The sequence below is a fragment of the Marinomonas hwangdonensis genome (genome assembly GCF_003721245.1).
GTDB classification, from domain to species: domain Bacteria; phylum Pseudomonadota; class Gammaproteobacteria; order Pseudomonadales; family Marinomonadaceae; genus Marinomonas; species Marinomonas hwangdonensis.
The window spans coordinates 71,661-87,014 of record NZ_RIZG01000007.1; the positions used below are offsets into that span (position 1 = coordinate 71,661).

14 protein-coding genes are annotated in these 15,354 nt (G+C 43.4%); 5 read left to right on the plus strand and 9 right to left on the minus strand.

The genetic code is table 11. The features are described 5' to 3' along the window. Positions 1–78 precede the first annotated feature (78 nt). On the plus strand, positions 79–1,038 hold the full coding sequence (rho, locus tag EBI00_RS12030; protein WP_123096183.1) for a transcription termination factor Rho: 960 nt from the start codon (positions 79–81) through the stop codon (positions 1,036–1,038). Between the two features lie 141 nt (positions 1,039–1,179). Here rho and EBI00_RS12035 read toward each other — a convergent pair whose 3' ends face one another. Beyond that, positions 1,180–2,406, minus strand: a complete 1,227-nt coding sequence (locus EBI00_RS12035) for a DEAD/DEAH box helicase (protein WP_123096184.1) — start codon at positions 2,404–2,406, stop codon at positions 1,180–1,182. 156 nt (positions 2,407–2,562) lie between these two features. Between EBI00_RS12035 and EBI00_RS12040 the strand changes: the two genes are divergently transcribed. Further along, positions 2,563–3,258: a VC0807 family protein gene (locus tag EBI00_RS12040; RefSeq protein WP_123096185.1), complete on the plus strand. Its 696-nt coding sequence runs from the start codon at positions 2,563–2,565 to the stop codon at positions 3,256–3,258. A 107-nt stretch (positions 3,259–3,365) separates the two neighbouring features. Here EBI00_RS12040 and EBI00_RS12045 read toward each other — a convergent pair whose 3' ends face one another. The 6 genes from EBI00_RS12045 to EBI00_RS12075 all read right to left on the minus strand — a co-directional run bounded on the left by EBI00_RS12045 (position 3,366) and on the right by EBI00_RS12075 (position 9,963). After that, a complete protein-coding gene (locus EBI00_RS12045) occupies positions 3,366–4,130 on the minus strand; it encodes an EAL domain-containing protein (RefSeq protein WP_123096186.1) in 765 nt (254 codons plus the stop codon). A 332-nt stretch (positions 4,131–4,462) separates the two neighbouring features. Then, positions 4,463–5,977 (minus strand): alanine/glycine:cation symporter family protein, encoded by a 1,515-nt coding sequence (locus EBI00_RS12055; protein WP_123096188.1) that lies wholly within the window; start codon positions 5,975–5,977, stop codon positions 4,463–4,465. Between the two features lie 455 nt (positions 5,978–6,432). Further along, positions 6,433–7,833 (minus strand): PepSY-associated TM helix domain-containing protein, encoded by a 1,401-nt coding sequence (locus tag EBI00_RS12060; RefSeq protein WP_123096189.1) that lies wholly within the window; start codon positions 7,831–7,833, stop codon positions 6,433–6,435. A 142-nt stretch (positions 7,834–7,975) separates the two neighbouring features. Next, on the minus strand, positions 7,976–8,452 hold the full coding sequence (locus EBI00_RS12065; protein ID WP_338322922.1) for a DUF2946 domain-containing protein: 477 nt from the start codon (positions 8,450–8,452) through the stop codon (positions 7,976–7,978). Between the two features lie 24 nt (positions 8,453–8,476). Continuing rightward, a complete protein-coding gene (locus EBI00_RS12070) occupies positions 8,477–8,845 on the minus strand; it encodes a DUF2750 domain-containing protein (RefSeq protein ID WP_123096191.1) in 369 nt (122 codons plus the stop codon). A 101-nt stretch (positions 8,846–8,946) separates the two neighbouring features. Next, the gene (locus EBI00_RS12075; protein WP_123096192.1) at positions 8,947–9,963 is read right to left on the minus strand and encodes an adenosine deaminase; all 1,017 of its coding nucleotides are present in this window, start codon (positions 9,961–9,963) and stop codon (positions 8,947–8,949) included. Positions 9,964–10,326: 363 nt separating this feature from the next. Between EBI00_RS12075 and EBI00_RS12080 the strand changes: the two genes are divergently transcribed. The 3 genes from EBI00_RS12080 (at position 10,327) to rlmM (ending at position 13,298) form a co-directional block, all read left to right on the plus strand. Further along, complete coding sequence (locus EBI00_RS12080) at positions 10,327–11,418, plus strand: GGDEF domain-containing protein (protein ID WP_123096193.1); 1,092 nt, start codon at positions 10,327–10,329, stop codon at positions 11,416–11,418. A 109-nt stretch (positions 11,419–11,527) separates the two neighbouring features. Further along, on the plus strand, positions 11,528–12,199 hold the full coding sequence (locus EBI00_RS12085; protein ID WP_123096194.1) for a TIGR01621 family pseudouridine synthase: 672 nt from the start codon (positions 11,528–11,530) through the stop codon (positions 12,197–12,199). A 46-nt stretch (positions 12,200–12,245) separates the two neighbouring features. After that, positions 12,246–13,298: a 23S rRNA (cytidine(2498)-2'-O)-methyltransferase RlmM gene (gene rlmM, locus EBI00_RS12090; RefSeq protein WP_123096195.1), complete on the plus strand. Its 1,053-nt coding sequence runs from the start codon at positions 12,246–12,248 to the stop codon at positions 13,296–13,298. 98 nt (positions 13,299–13,396) lie between these two features. On the opposite strand, the gene EBI00_RS12095 is transcribed toward rlmM, so the two are convergent. Further along, a complete protein-coding gene (locus EBI00_RS12095) occupies positions 13,397–15,064 on the minus strand; it encodes a L,D-transpeptidase family protein (protein ID WP_123096196.1) in 1,668 nt (555 codons plus the stop codon). After that, complete coding sequence (locus tag EBI00_RS12100; RefSeq protein WP_123096197.1) at positions 15,064–15,348, minus strand: YkgJ family cysteine cluster protein; 285 nt, start codon at positions 15,346–15,348, stop codon at positions 15,064–15,066. Before EBI00_RS12100 ends, EBI00_RS12095 begins: the two co-directional genes overlap by 1 nt. Positions 15,349–15,354 lie beyond the last annotated feature (6 nt).

Sequence of the window (15,354 nt, forward strand, 5' to 3'; positions counted from 1 at the left end):
AACTGTTTGATATACGAGCCTATTGACTGGCAGAACAGTAATTAGACATTTCTTTATCCAAGGTTTTAACACGTCACCATGCCTAGAAAAATATTAAGTTTGAAAGGAAAGCGCTCTTCTGATTTGACAGTAACGGAAGAGGTTGTAGAAGACCTTTATGCCAATGATCCTCAAAAACGCTTCATGAACGGTGTGGTAGTTCATCCCTCTTCGTGTATTCGTTTAGAGCAGGGTTCTTCGTCTCTTTCTATGAGGGCGATGGACTTGATCACGCCAATTGGTATGGGGCAAAGAGGCTTAATTGTCGCGCCACCAGGTTCTGGTAAAACAACCTTGTTGAAAAATATTTGCCAAGCGGTTGGCAAGGCTTACCCTGATGTAAAGCTTTATGCTTTGCTGATTGATGAGAGGCCTGAAGAAGTCACGGATTTTAAACGCAGTGTGTCTGCTGAAGTTCATGCTTCGTCTTCTGACGAAAGTTATGCTCAGCATGTGCGAGTGGCGGATGAGCTACTGGATAAAGCGCGCATTCAAGCGGGCGAAGGTCATGATGTGATGATAGTGATTGATTCTTTGACACGCTTGTCTCGCGTGCATAATGCCGATCGCAAAAGCAGTGGTCGCACCATGTCTGGCGGTTTAGACACGCGGGCATTAGAAATACCGCGTAAGCTTTTTGGCGCAGCCCGAAATATCGAAAACGGTGGTTCCTTGACCATTCTTGCTACCATTTTGGTTGAAACTGGGAGCCGTATGGACGATGTTATTTTCGAAGAGTTCAAGGGAACCGGTAATATGGAAGTTGTGCTCTCACGAGAGGTTGCCAGTCACCGAATTTTCCCAGCGTTGGACATTTCAAAAAGCAGCACTCGACGTGAGGAACTGTTGATTGATGCCAAACAGCTCAGCAGCGTGCAAAAGCTGCGTCGTAGTCTGACGACACTGACGCCCGTAGAGGGAAGCTCCAAGCTGGTGGATTTATTGCAACAATTTTCTACTAATGAAGACTTGTTAGCGTCTTTTTCGCATCCAGAGTAGTTGTTAAAGTCGTTGTTAAAGAGAGTGTGTTGAACAAGAAAAAGCCCGAGCCAAGCCGATGTATCTCGGTTCGGGCTTTTTATCTGTTATTCGATTAGGTATTTGCTTACTACCAAATGATTGGTGTAATAGGTAAGAGTGCTAGCTTTTCTTTTTGGGAACAAAGTTCAGAATAGACACAGGCACGGTTTTTCTGACTGGAAAGCCAGCGATTTCTTTGCGTTTGATAATGCGTTTTAAGCGACTCTCAATGGCGCAAAGGTTTTTAAAATCTCCCATGGCAACGAAAGAGATGGCTTCGCCTTTTGCGTTGGCTCGACCTGTTCGCCCAATTCGGTGAATGTATTCTTCTGGTTTAAAAGGCAAGTCGTAATTAACGACACGACTCAATTCACCAATATCCAATCCTCGCGCTGCCACCCCCGTGGCCACTAGGTACTTCAATTCTCCCGATTTGAATTGTGCTAAAATCTTTTCGCGCATGGCTTGGCTTCGATCTCCATGAATGGAGTCGGATATAATGCCCCGTTTAGCCAGTTGATCGACTAACTTGGCCGCGCCGTGTTTTTTCTCGATAAAAATAAGCGCCTGATCCCATTTTTGTTCCTTGATCAGATGGCTTAACAGTGCTGATTTAGTGTCTTTATCGACCGTGATCAGCCATTGATCAATGTTGGCGGCGGCTTTAATTTGCGGAGAAATAGAGATTTCTACAGCAGGGTGGCCCACTTTACTGTCTGTAAAGCCGTAAGCCAATGCTCGAACACTGTCAGTCATGGTGGCTGAGAACAGCAAGTTTTGGCGATCTTCTGGCAGGCGATCAAGGATTTTATTGATATCCTCCGCAAACCCCATGTCGACCATTCTGTCTGCTTCGTCTAAGACCAAGACCTCGAGTTCGTCAAAATGCACGGCACGCTGATGGGCCAGATCAAGCAGTCTTCCCGGCGTTGCAACTAAAATGTCAACACCTTCAATTAAGCTCTGTTTCTGTGGTTCTGTGTCAACCCCGCCATAGACTACCATAGAATGTATGTTTAGCTGTTTGCTGTAGTCTTTGACGCTTGCCGCGACTTGAACGGCCAATTCCCGTGTTGGGACAAGAATGAGTGCTCTAATGCGTTTGCCGCGTACGGCTTGAGTTTTATTTGGTTGTCCATTTGGTCGCTTGTCACGGATGAAGTTTTCCAATATGGGCAAGACAAAGGCGGCTGTTTTGCCTGTGCCAGTTTGGGCGGTGGCGATCAGGTCTTTACCGGACAAAATAACCGGAATGGCTTCTTTTTGAATAGGGGTAGGGGTTGTGTAACCAAGTGCTTTTATTGCTTGTACAAGGGGATTGGATAATCCCAACTTTAAAAATGGCATAGAGACTCAGATAGGCTGTGATGAAGGAGGTAACGATAAAATTCAGTATACCGTAAATTGCTGCTTCGGTGTTTTAATAGTCTAATAATTGTTGAACAAAACTGCTATCTTTGCGGTCTTATTAACGAATTTGAAATTAACTTGGAATTGTAACGTATGAATCAGTCTGCAACACATAAACCACGCCCTATGGTGGATCTTATTGTTAGTGTTATCTTGCCTTCTTTTATTCTGATGAAGCTGAGTGGCGATGAAAATCTGGGGGTAACGGGTGGGTTAATGGTTGCGTTGGCCTTTCCTTTGGGTTGGGGGGCGTTTGAGTTAATTAAATATAAAAAATTCAATTTCATTGCCTTGCTAGGCTTAATCAGTGTCATGTTAACTGGCAGTATTGGTCTGTTTGAGCTGGATAACAAATGGTTGGCCATTAAAGAAGCAACTATTCCTGCGATCATAGGGATTGCCGTTTTAGTGTCGACGTTTACACCTTACCCATTGGTTAGAGCATTGTTGTTCAATGCGGCCATTATGGATGTGGATATGATCAACAGGAAGCTTGAAGAGAATAACAGCGTGGCTATTTTTGAGAAAAAGCTGATGAATGCTACGTATTTTGTTGCAGGCTCTTTTGCGTTTTCTGCCGTCATGAATTACGTGTTGGCAAAATGGATTGTAACTAGCCCCGCTGGAACAGCGGCGTTCAATGAAGAGCTTGGTCAAATGACTTTGTACAGTTACCCAGTGATTGCTATTCCATCAATGATCATGATGATGAGTATTTTTTATTATTTATGGCGCAGTATTCACAAAGCAACTGGCCTTAAATTAGAAGATTTGATGGTCAAAAAATAAACAAAAAATGTAGTGGAGCGGGATTTGCTTGTTCGTCCCGCTTTTTTAATCTCTTGTGGTAATTGAGTAATAATCTTTCAAATTAATTCAGTGTAAGCCCTGAGGGTTTAGTCCCCCCAATGTATTGTTGCGACGGATTCAAAACTCGGCTTCGCAAAATAGTATCCTTGAAACAAGTGTATACCCATGTCTTCAAGGACTTTATATTCTTCTTTGGTTTCCACACCTTCAGCCACCACCATCATGTTTAGCTCTTCAAACATCTTAACAAGATGTTTGACAATAATCTGGCGTTTGCAATCTTTATCTATGTTTCTTACCAAAGCCATGTCAATTTTGGTGATGTCTGTTCTTAGGTCAGCCATTTGGCTTAAGCCATTGAACCCTGCACCAAAGTCATCCGTAGCCGTTAAAAATCCCTGCGATTGATAGTATCGTATGATATTTTCTAGGTGCGAGCTGTCTGTGATTTGTTCATTTTCTGTAAACTCAAAAATGATTTTTTCTTTAGGGAATTGAAACTCTTCCGCTGCGTTAAGCGTGGTTCTGATACAAAGTTCAGGCTTATAAACGGCATTCGGTAGAAAGTTAATGCTTAAATAGCTGTCTTTGTAAATTTCTAATTCGGCAGCCAATTTAATGGCTTTGACACGGCAGCTTTGATCAAAACGGTAGCGGTTGGTGTCGTTCACGTTTTGGAAAACATGAAAAGCTCCTTCACCATTTAGACCTCTCACTAGGGCTTCCTGCGCATAAACAGTTTTGGTTTTGCTGTTAATGATTGGCTGGAAGGCCATAGTGAATTCAAAGTCTAAGTCGCATCCTGTTGAGCACTCAGCGCAACCTAGTTTGCGAAAGTCGTTTTGTTTCATAGTGCTAAATCTCTTTTAAGCAGTGGGTTGTGTAAAATCAACAACAAAATGACTAAAGTTAAGTTTTGATTTCGAATTTCATTATATAGCAATAAACCATAAGCCTTATAACTGTATTTTACCAGTTGTGGGAAGTGATTTTCATTGTTTTGTATCATTTGTTTGGTGGTGAGAGAGCAGGGTGATAAAAAAATTACGGATGTAAAATAGGCTTTAATGGATGATAAAAAAGGCCAGATCAATATTTGATCTGGCCTTTTCTGTTATAAGCTAAAAAGTCTGATTTTCAGCCCTTTGGTTCAAGGCGTTATCGCTTAAACCAATGAAAGTGACTACTTGTTGGCTTCTTTTTCAGCTTGCTGTTTTTCATAGCGTTTTTCCCAGAAATCCGCACCTTTTATGCCAAGCGCTTTCGGATTAAAGGTGTAATCAGTGACACCAGAAGCTTTTTGATCTTCATAGTCACGAAGGGCTTTCATAGTAGGTTTTGCCATGAAGAAAATGGCCAAGATACCCACAATGTTCAACCACGCCATCAAGCCAACACCCACGTCTCCAAGATTCCAGATGTAACCAGCTGTGTTCACCGTGCCGTAAGCGACCATGAACATAATCAATAGTTTTACAAAAGTCAGGGAAACATTAATGTTCAACGCACGACGCAAGTAAGCTACGTTCGTTTCAGCAATGTAGTAGTAAGCCAAAATGGTCGTAAATGCGAAGAAAAACAAAGCAATACCAACAAAAACGGGTCCAATGCTACCAAATACACTGGCGAGTGCCATTTGAGTAAAAGCAGGAGACGCTATGATGGTTGAAGGATCAACGTTTTGTACGATGAACTGGCCATCAGGTAGTGAGCCTTGTACGTTGTATTGCTGAGTGATCAAGATCATTAGAGCGGTCGCCGTACAAATGAAGAGCGTATCGACATACACAGAGAACGCTTGAACCAGACCTTGCTGTGCTGGGTGTTGCACTTCAGCAGCTGCAGCAGCGTGAGGACCAGTGCCTTGTCCCGCTTCGTTGGAGTAAACGCCACGTTTAACACCCCAACCAATAGCCGCACCAAAACCAGCTTGAGCTGTGAAGGCATCAGAAATGATTAGGCCAAAAATACCTGGCACTTTATCAAGGTTAAGGAAGACCACAATCAGCGCCATGACGATGTAACCCATAGCCATGAAGGGAACAACAACTTGCGTAAAGTTAGCAATACGCTTAATGCCACCGAAAATGATAAAAGCCAACACGATCAGAATGACCGCAAGGGCCACCAATTTAGTGGAACCCACTTCGCCGAAAGAGCTAGAAACTATCACGCCTTCGCCAAAGATCTGCGTTACCGCATTACCAACAGAGTTGGCCTGAATTCCTGGAAGAAAGATACCGCAAGCAACAATAGAGGCAAAAGCAAATAGAACGCCTAGCCATTTCCAGCCAAGACAGCGTTCAAAATAGTAAGCGGGGCCTCCACGATATTGGCCATTTTCGCTGACTTTGTATAATTGGCCTAATGTTGATTCTGCGTAGGCGGTACTCGCCCCAAGAAAGGCCACAACCCACATCCAAAAAACGGCACCAGGACCACCAAAACCAATGGCCGCTGCAACCCCTGCAATATTACCTGTACCCACACGACCAGATAAAGAAACGGCCAAAGCTTGGAAAGATGAAATCCCTTTTTCAGATTCTTTCGAGTTGAACAACAAAGACAACATTTCTCTGAAATGACGAACTTGTGCGAAACGTGTCAAGATTGAATAAAATAAGCCTGCTCCTAGGCATAAATAGATCAGGGCTGGGCTCCAAATGACTCCGTTTAAGAAATCAATGAATGCTTGCATAGATAGTCCTCAATAAGATTTGCTCAATGAGCTTGTAATTTTTATTTGATTACTAGGGTGCGGCTGTCGAGTGACACCGTTTCAGATATGGGCAATGCCAATAATATTTCAAAGGATTGCGCACAAAAAGTGCACCATAGTGGGGCGAATTTACCATGAAAAAACAAGGAAATCTATTTGTATAAGCAAGTGAAAGCGAGTTTTCACTACACAATATCTTAAAGATTCTTGAGTAAAGGCCTTGTGTTGGAAGGGATTTATCGAGATTTGAGTAGATATAAGTCAGTGAGAAAGGTACTGGTGCTAATCTATAAGCTGTTATTTTATATACATGTGCGTACATTAAGCTCTGAAGACAACGCAATATTACTCGGATTTTAAAAATAAGAAAAGCACTGGGTGTTGCTTCTTATCACAGCCAGTGCCCATATCCTCATGGTACGAGGTTATTAATATTATGCTGAATGTAATTTCCAGCGATAACAATCGATCAATAAAAACACGATTAAACTGATTCCCATCACAGGCATGAAAAGACCCAAAGCGATAGCGATGAGTAACGTCATAATTTTTTGTTGAATTGAGAGCTTGCTCCACGCTTGTAGGGCTGGTTTAGCGGTGGAGCCTGCTTGTGGGCGACGAATCCACCACATGGCGTAACCCCAAATAATCATCAGGCACAAAGAAAGACCAAATATAGCCAAGATGATTTGGTTTGCGATACCAAAAAGCACGCCCATATGGGCGTCAATACCCCAGCGAATGAGTTTAGCTACCAAAGGAAAAGAATCGAAATCAGCGCGGCTGGTGACAGTCATTGTGTTGGCATCCACGGCAACACTATCCACTTGTGTGGGCCAAGAACGATCTATTTCACTTACTCGCCAAGCCTTATCTTTGGTTGAAGAGGGTCTTATTTCCAGCTTGTCAGCGTCAATACCAGCCTCTTTTGCAGCTTTTAGAACACCATCAAATAACACGTCTACATTTTCGAATCTTTCCATCGGTTGTTTTTTGATAGCTGTTCTATGGTGACTAGCATGATCTAGGTGGTCCGCGTGTTCGTCCGATGTCATGGTGTCTTCGGGAGCGGCATTAAGGTCTTGATTAACCGATGGCGTAATCCAGCCAAGACTGTGTCTAACCGTACTAATGTTGTCACCTGCCCACTTAGACCAGGTTAATCCTGTGATAGAGACAAACATTAAGCCAATAAAAAGCACCAGACCTAATTGGAAATGACGTCTGCGTTTACGTAAGAGGTTTGATTTGTTGGCAAATTCTGCTTTGTTTTTTTTGCCGCCTTTGTACCATAAAAAGACACCGCCTATCGCTGATAGCCACAACCAAGAAGCCGCCAGTTCACTGTAATATCGACCAATTTCACTTAATAGTAGCTGTCTATGAAGAAAGCTGATGGTTGTTCTCAGTGGCAAAGAACCACTGGTGCCATACACGGGTAAATTGCCTTTTACCTCTAGGGTCACGGGGTCAACAAACACCGCCCTTGCCCCAGAATATTCCGCGTTTGGATCAAGGAACATGATTCGTGTTGTGCTGCCTTGCTCTGGTGCCGGACGAACAGCAAATAACGTTAAATCTTGCGGTAATTGTGCTTTTGCCGCGGCAATTTGCTGTGATAAAGGGGCGTTTTCACCCACGCTTTGAGTGGTTAACACCGCTTTATAAAGGGCGCTTTCTATTTGAGGAGAAATGACATAAAGGGTGCCAGTGAGCGCCGCAATAAAAATAAATGGCCCAACGAAAAAACCAATATAAAAATGCAGCCGAGCCATGATCAGCAGCATGGCATTTGATGAAGCCTCAGTGGCTTTTTGAGGTGTGTGTGTCGACATCTTATGTTCTCGTTCTGTAGAAAAGGGCGAAAAAAGGCCTTTGAGTAAACGTACTCACTTTTCTGTTTGGAATAAAAGGCGTGCGCAAAAGTGTCTGTTTTGAATTGAATCAGAACGACGGCGACGCAATAGATTTTAAGTGTTAGGACGCGATGATAGGTGGTGCTCGCGCGTGTTTAGAGGTGTGTGGAATGAATTGCTTGTGTGATGTGGCTAGCGTCGCCACTTTTGGGTAAAGGGATTGCGCCAAGGGAATGAGCTCAAACGGTCTTGAGTCAATCCAGTTAAGGTGAAACAGAAGCGAGCAGTAGCCGCATGCCTCTAACAGATTAATGCTTTCGATGGTGCCATGATGTCCATGATGTCCGGAATGATCTGTATGGGTCGACTCAATCACAGAGTGATGACGGCTGGTTTCTTCGAGAGGTGTTTTGGCGTGATGATGTTCCGCTGTGTTCGTTACTTTCAGCGCCATGGTGCTTGTGGTTGGCTGAGGTGAAAGCGCGTTGCCTATTTGTGCAAATAGAGGGGCAAAATAAATAATCACTACAGCAAACAAACACACGCAGACTGCGAGTGTTGTTTGTCTGTTATGAGGTGGAATTTGTTGAAAATTCACAGCTATTAGGGGGTAATTCTGCGTTTAGTTTTGCAGGTCAGCGGCATGCTCTTCTGCAGAAGAAACAATGCATTCACCGGCAAGATTAGGAGCAACGCCGACAGAGAAACCATCCTGCTGCATGCCGGGCAACCACTTTTCAGCCCATTCTGTGGCTTGTATTTCTAATCCAGTAAAACCTGAGTACTCTTTTTCGCCCCAGCCTAACGCCAGACCTTCCGACGGCCAAATAGGTAATACCTTGTCGCTGCCTAGGTCGATGATTAAACAGCCTTCGTTGTCGGCGAGCGTCCAAATGGAATGCCCTTTTTTTATCAAGGTTAAAACGTAGTCGTAACGGTCGTTGCTGGCTTGGCGGTAAAAAGTATCATCAATATTGGACGTGCTGGTCATGGAGTTGGCTCTATGTGGTAAAAAAACCGAATATTACCACATAGAGCCCTATAAACGACTAGTAAGATGTTATTTGCGTTGAAGAAATTCCAAAGGCAAGCTTAGGCGAAAAGCTGTTCTAGTTGATTTAAATGATGCGTCTTGGTTTCTTCGTCCATCCAGCTCCCAGTAATGCCATTTTTAGCCAGTTTCAATAGTTCTTCTTTATTGATGTTTGTCTGACGAATGAGTGACGCATAGTTGTCATTCATATAGCCACCAAAGTAGGCTGGATCGTCTGAGTTGACAGTGGCTTGCAGTCCGAGCGACAGCATTTTTTTGATAGGATGTTCTGTCATGTCGGTAACAACACAAAGTTTTAAATTAGAAAGTGGGCAGACGGTTAAGGTTAAGTTGCGTTTTTTAATTTCCTCAATCAGTTTATCGTCCTCAAGCGCTCGGTTGCCGTGATCGATGCGGTCTACGCCAATTTGCTCAATCGCCTGCCAAACGTATTCTGGTGGCCCTTCTTCACCTGCATGGGCGGTGACTTTTAATCCTAACTGCTTACAGGCCGCAAAGACGCGTAAAAACTTTTCAGGTGGATGCCCAACTTCAGAGCTGTCTAAGCCGACACCGTCGATCAGAGGCAAAAATGGCTTAGCGAGTTCAAGGGTTTCGAAAGCACTTTCTTCGCTCAAGTGTCGCAAAAACGACATAATAAGTTTAAAGGTCATTCCCCATTGCTGCTTGGCATCCTGCAGCGCACGGTGGATGCCATTGACCTGCTCGGCAAATGCGACGCCGCGGCTTAAGTGGCCTTGTGGATCAAAAAATATCTCGACGTGAACTACGTTTTCACTGTGCATCTTATGAAGGTACGCCATAGTGAGATCATAAAAATCGACCTCATGAAGTAATACCGACATGCCTTGGTAATATAGGTCGAGAAAATCTTGTAGATTGGTAAATTGGTAGGCCGCTTTTAATGCGTCAACTGAGTGGTACTTTAAGTCCACCTGATTGCGTTGTGCGATGGCAAACATTTGTTCTGGTTCAAAGGTGCCTTCGATGTGTAAGTGAAGTTCGGTTTTGGGCATTGCCTTTGATAAAGCAACCAGTGCGTCTGTTGTGTCCATGTAGTTTCCTATGTTTTGTAAACCTTGTAATGAAAAAAAGCGAGCAAATATACAGGTCTCAGGGTTTGCTGTACAGGGCGTGTCTTTTCAAGGATTGATAGGGTTAAATTATCATGAGTTTTGCCTGCCTTCCATTTAAATGCTTGTGTATCAATAGGAAAAATCGGGCTTGTTCTGTAGAATACCGCCATTCTTGTCTACACTTATGACGATATTATAGGTAAGCCGCTTCTCTTGTGTTAAATCAGGGAAGGTCTTTTTATTGTGTGAGCCGTATGTGTTAAGCGGTTTATAATGTTTCATCCAGACTGTGTTGATTTTGCCGTGCAGCAAGGCTGAATAAATTATCAGGTAAGAGGTAGCGTGTTTACTCCGATTAAAAAAGTCACCAAAACACTTCTCAACTTGGGCTTTGAAGAAGAATATGGCAACGATTTAAATCAAAAGCATGTAGTGAATTTTTCCTACCTGCTATTTTGTGCAACCAGCGTTTTAATGTTGGTATTGTTTGTCCCTCGTGAAGTGCATTCTCTTGTTACGCTATCGGCGTTAGGTCTCGTGATTGCTCTAATCGGTTTAAAGTACAATCAGACAGGGCGTTTTACGCAGGCTCAGTTAATCATGCCCTTGGTGAAAATAGGGCAAATTGGTTTGTTCAGTCTGATGTATTTTGGTACGGCGAGTCATTTTCACTGGTTGCTTCTAAATGTCGTGGCTTACACCTTTGTGGTTTTTAGAGCGGATCAGCGGATTGCCAAATATTGGATACTGATTACCTGTGCTTTACTATTTTTGATTTGCGAATTCACTAATACTAAGGGGGTGTATTTAACTGTTCAGGATCAAAGGGTAGTCATACTGTCGGTGTTTTTTGCCATTGCCTTTTACTTTACCGTCGTTATCCATCTGGTGATGAACCGCTTAAAATCCGTCAATCAGCACTTGCGTGTGTTGGCTGAAAAAGATGAGTTGACCGGTTTAGCAAACAGGCGAAAAGTGCTTGCTGATGCGGTCAATATCTTTGCGGACTCAGTGATCAATCGTGATCAATGTGTGTTTGCGATTGTCGATTTAGACCATTTCAAAAAAATTAATGACACCTTTGGTCATGAGGCGGGCGATTTGGTGTTATTTGAAGTTTCTACGCTCATGGCATCAGTAATACGTTCGCAAGATAAAATAGGTCGCTATGGAGGGGAGGAGTTTATTGTCATCATGCCGAACACCACTCTCCGAGAGGCTGAATACGTCATGGAGCATTTGCGTCAATCGGTTGAGGCCATGGAGATAAAAACCGACAAAGGTATTATTGTACCCGTGACCATTAGTATTGGTGTTGCCTCGATTACGCCAAAAACATCGCGTTATGAGGAGATTCTCGCCCAAGCCGATAAGGGGCTCTACGAGGCAAAGCACAGTGGACGAAATCGAATTTCGATTCAGTCAGCCCGTTAATTTTAGATATATTTTGCCTAGTGTATTGACATATGAGTTGTCCACTTTCTCTGTGGATAACCTTGTTGGCTACTCTAATTTTCCTTTATAAATTCGTAGTGGGGCTATTTTGCTTCAAGTAATGTTTTATTGTGATGATTATTGGGTGATTCATAAACCTGCGGGTATGAGTTTCCATGCTGAGTCTGATGAGCTGGGGGTGATGCAGTCTTTAGCTTTAAGCTATCCAAATCAGACGTTCTACCCCGTTCATCGGTTAGATAAAATGACGTCTGGTTTGCTTATTGTTGCTTGCCATTCGGCTGCAGCCGCAGAGTTTGGAAAAATGTTTGAGCGGCATCAAATAGAAAAACGCTATTTGGCCTTATCCACAAAAAAAGCTAAAAAAAAGCAAGGTACTATTGCGGGTGGAATGGTGCCCAGTAGAAGAGGTCAATGGAAACTCACGAAAGAGAACGAGAATCTTGCTATTACGCAGTTTTTTTCCTTTTATTTTCAAGGGTATAGACTTTTTTTAGTGAGACCTTTGACAGGAAAAACGCATCAAATTCGGGTCGCGCTCAAGAGTGTAGGGGCACCTATTTTAGGGGATTTTAGATACGGTGGGGAAGCAGCAGACAGAGGGTATCTTCATGCCTATGCGTTGCAATTTGATTGGCAAGGTGAAGAAAAACGTTATGTTTGTTTACCCGATGATGGTGAGGCTTTTTCACTGGATCTTGCTGCGTTTGTCACGTCACATCTTGATGAATCTTTATTGAAGTGGCCCTCTAGAAAGTAATTAACATAACTCAATGGGTGTTGTGCCTAATTGAGAAGGAATTTTAATGAAAAATGTTTTGGTTTATTGTCGTCAGGGTTTTGAAAAAGATTGTGCGGCAGAGCTGTCAGAAGTGGCGAATAGTAAAGGGTTTTATGGCTACGCTAAGGTCGTTGCCGATGCGGGTTTCATTGTGTATAACTTTGATCAAGCCGACGCGGGTGAAACCTTAATTAAGCAATTGGATTTTAATCGCCTTATTTTTGCCCGTCAGATTATTGCGGTTAACGACGTTATTGAATTGGAGCAGGGTGGTCGTGTTGAATCATTACTGGCGGCCGCTCGTGAGTTACCTTTAGCTGAAGAAATTTGGATTGAAACCGCCGACACGAACGAGGCAAAAGCGTTATCTAATTTGATTAAAAAGCTCGAAAAGCCACTGCGTGAGGGCTGGAAAAAATCCGGGGTATTACGTAACAAAGCCGTGGGGGTTCGTCATCATGTCTTTATGTTAGACGGTGAATCTGCGTATTTGGGTGTTTCCTACGCGGCTTGTCGCAGTGAGTTTCCGATGGGAATTCGTCGGTTGCGTTTCCCAGCAGCAGGGCCAAGCCGTTCAACGTTAAAGTTAGAAGAAGCATTTTTGCAGTTTGTGCCAGAAAAAGCACGTGAAGCCAATCTTACGGAAGGTATGACTGCTGTTGATCTGGGTGCAGCGCCTGGTGGTTGGACATATCAGTTCGTGAAAAAAGGCATTCACGTTATCGCCATTGATAATGGGCCAATGCAGAAAGAGCTTATGGCAACTGGTCTGGTGCAGCATGAAAAAGCCGATGGTTTTAAGTATGAGCCGCCATACACGGTTGATTGGTTGGTCTGTGATATGGTGGAGCGACCTATTAAAGTGGCTGAATTAATGGCAAAGTGGCTGGCGAGTGGCTGGACAAGACGCGCAATTTTTAACCTAAAGTTGCCAATGAAAAAGCGTTATCAAGAAGTCACTTTGTGTTTGCAAGCAATGGATGAATTGCTTCGCAAAGCCGGTGTGAGCTATCAGTATCAAATAAAACACCTTTATCATGATAGAGAAGAAGTGACTGTGTGTATTATTGTTTGTTGATGTCTGTCTGAGCAGTGAGTGATAAAGAAAAAACCGGTAAATGAGGTGCCCTCATAAAGTTGGACACTTTTCTACCGGTTTTTTTCATTTAGATAAGACTAGATTGAATCTCTAGAGTTGAAAGCACTGTAGCCCATGGCTTCTTCCATTAATGGATCTCTTTGATAAATGTCATCGCGGAATTCTGGCATGCCATTGATGTTAGGAACAACAGTAAAGTAAACAAGATACACAGGAATGTAGACAGGCAGCGAAATTACCGTGTTGCTTGCGGCCTGTAAAGATTTTTGCATTTCAGTAAATTGCTTGCTGCCTTTGGTTATGGCGGCAGCAAATTCGCTGGGGTTTTCTAAGCGTACACAACCAGAACTAAATGCACGGCTATTTTCTCGAAATAAATGTTTCGCAGGTGTGTCGTGAAGATATATTTCATGTTTATTGGGAAACATAAACTTGTACTGACCAAGCGCATTTCCCTCGTCAGGTTCCTGTTCAAAACGAAATCTCAGATTGTCTTCCGAAATACTTTTCCAGTTAATCTTGGTTGAGTCTAACTCTTTTGCCCCGACTCCCCAACTTGAATAAAGCTTATAGCGATTTTTAACAAGGTAGTTGGGGTCGGATTGCAGTTTTGGGAGTAGATTTTCCCTGGCAATTCTGTGTGGAACACGCCAAGTAGGGTTGGTTACCATGTAAGTCATTTGATCTTTAAATACGGGTGTTTTGCGGTCGGGTTTGCCAATGACGGCTTTCATGGAAGTCAGCTCACCGTTCAGATGTACGTCAACCATATAATTGGTCAGATCAACCCAAACTCGGTTTGCTTCAAGCTCACTAGGAAGCCAGCGCCAACGTTCAAGGTTGTAAGCGATTTGCTTGGCTCTGACACTTAACGGAACATTGAGCATCTGGATAGTTCTTGAGCCCGCAGCACCGTCTGCGGTTAGGTGGTGACGTTGTTGGAAGCGTATAAGTGCTTCTTTAAGGTTTACATCAAATTGCTCTTCGTCCACTTTACGAGTTGAAAAGCGTATGTCACCTAATTGTATTAGCCTGGCTCTCAACTGGGCCACGCGAGGTCCCTCGTCACCCATGGTTAAAGGCACGCCGGCGCTCACAAAAATATCTCTTTCTTTTTGTGCTAGGTCTTGGTAGTAAACTAGCCATTTCTGCAAAATTTGATATTGACTGCTTCTTGGTGCTAGTAAAGGCAGTGAATTGACCATTGTAGTGGCAGACTCAAGAAACAAAAGGTCTTTCCAGTGGGTACTGGGTGCATCAAGTTGCCAATTGGGATCTATTAATTGCGGCTCATATCTGCCGTTGCTGACATCGTGAGCGTAACTGGCTAGGGCGATAGTGGCAATAACATCCATTTCCGCGAGTTGTTGAGGTGTGGGTTGTTTTAAATCCAAGTACTCTTTAATAATGTGGGTATGATAATGAATAGGGTTGAGGCCGTGAGTGTTTGATTCTTCTAGTATGTCGACCAATTTGTAAATTGACAAATTAATGGTCTTGTCTGTGATCCAAAGGGGTTCGTGACCTCGAGCTTGGTAGGCTTCTAAAACGGTGTTATTAGGGAGCGCTTGGCCTGCAACGGGGGTAAACGCGTTCAGTGCAAGTGCAACTTGCTCTTTTACATTCGTTTCGATTTGTTGTTCACTGGGTGGGACAATAACAAACTGTTTGTTGCTGTTTGATGAACAGGCGCCGAGTAGTAAGCTAACGCAAATTAGGGATATGAGTTGCTTGCTTGAGGTCATTAGTAAGTCCTTTGTAATGTAAGAATTGTAATGGGTCTTGTCTCGCTTTCAAGTAATGTTAGATTGTCGATAGCAGATTGCCTAGTGCTACCGCAAACGTATTCTTCAGCGCTAAATTCGCTGCACACCTTGGGTCTGGCTGGATCATTAAACAGCGCACATTGATACGCCTCGGTTAACTGGATACAGGGAACGCCAGCGGGCTTTCCCTGTGGCATGCCAGGAATGTAAGAGGTAATGGATGGGGCTGTGCAACAAGCACCACATAAAGGTCGACATTGCATAAATTA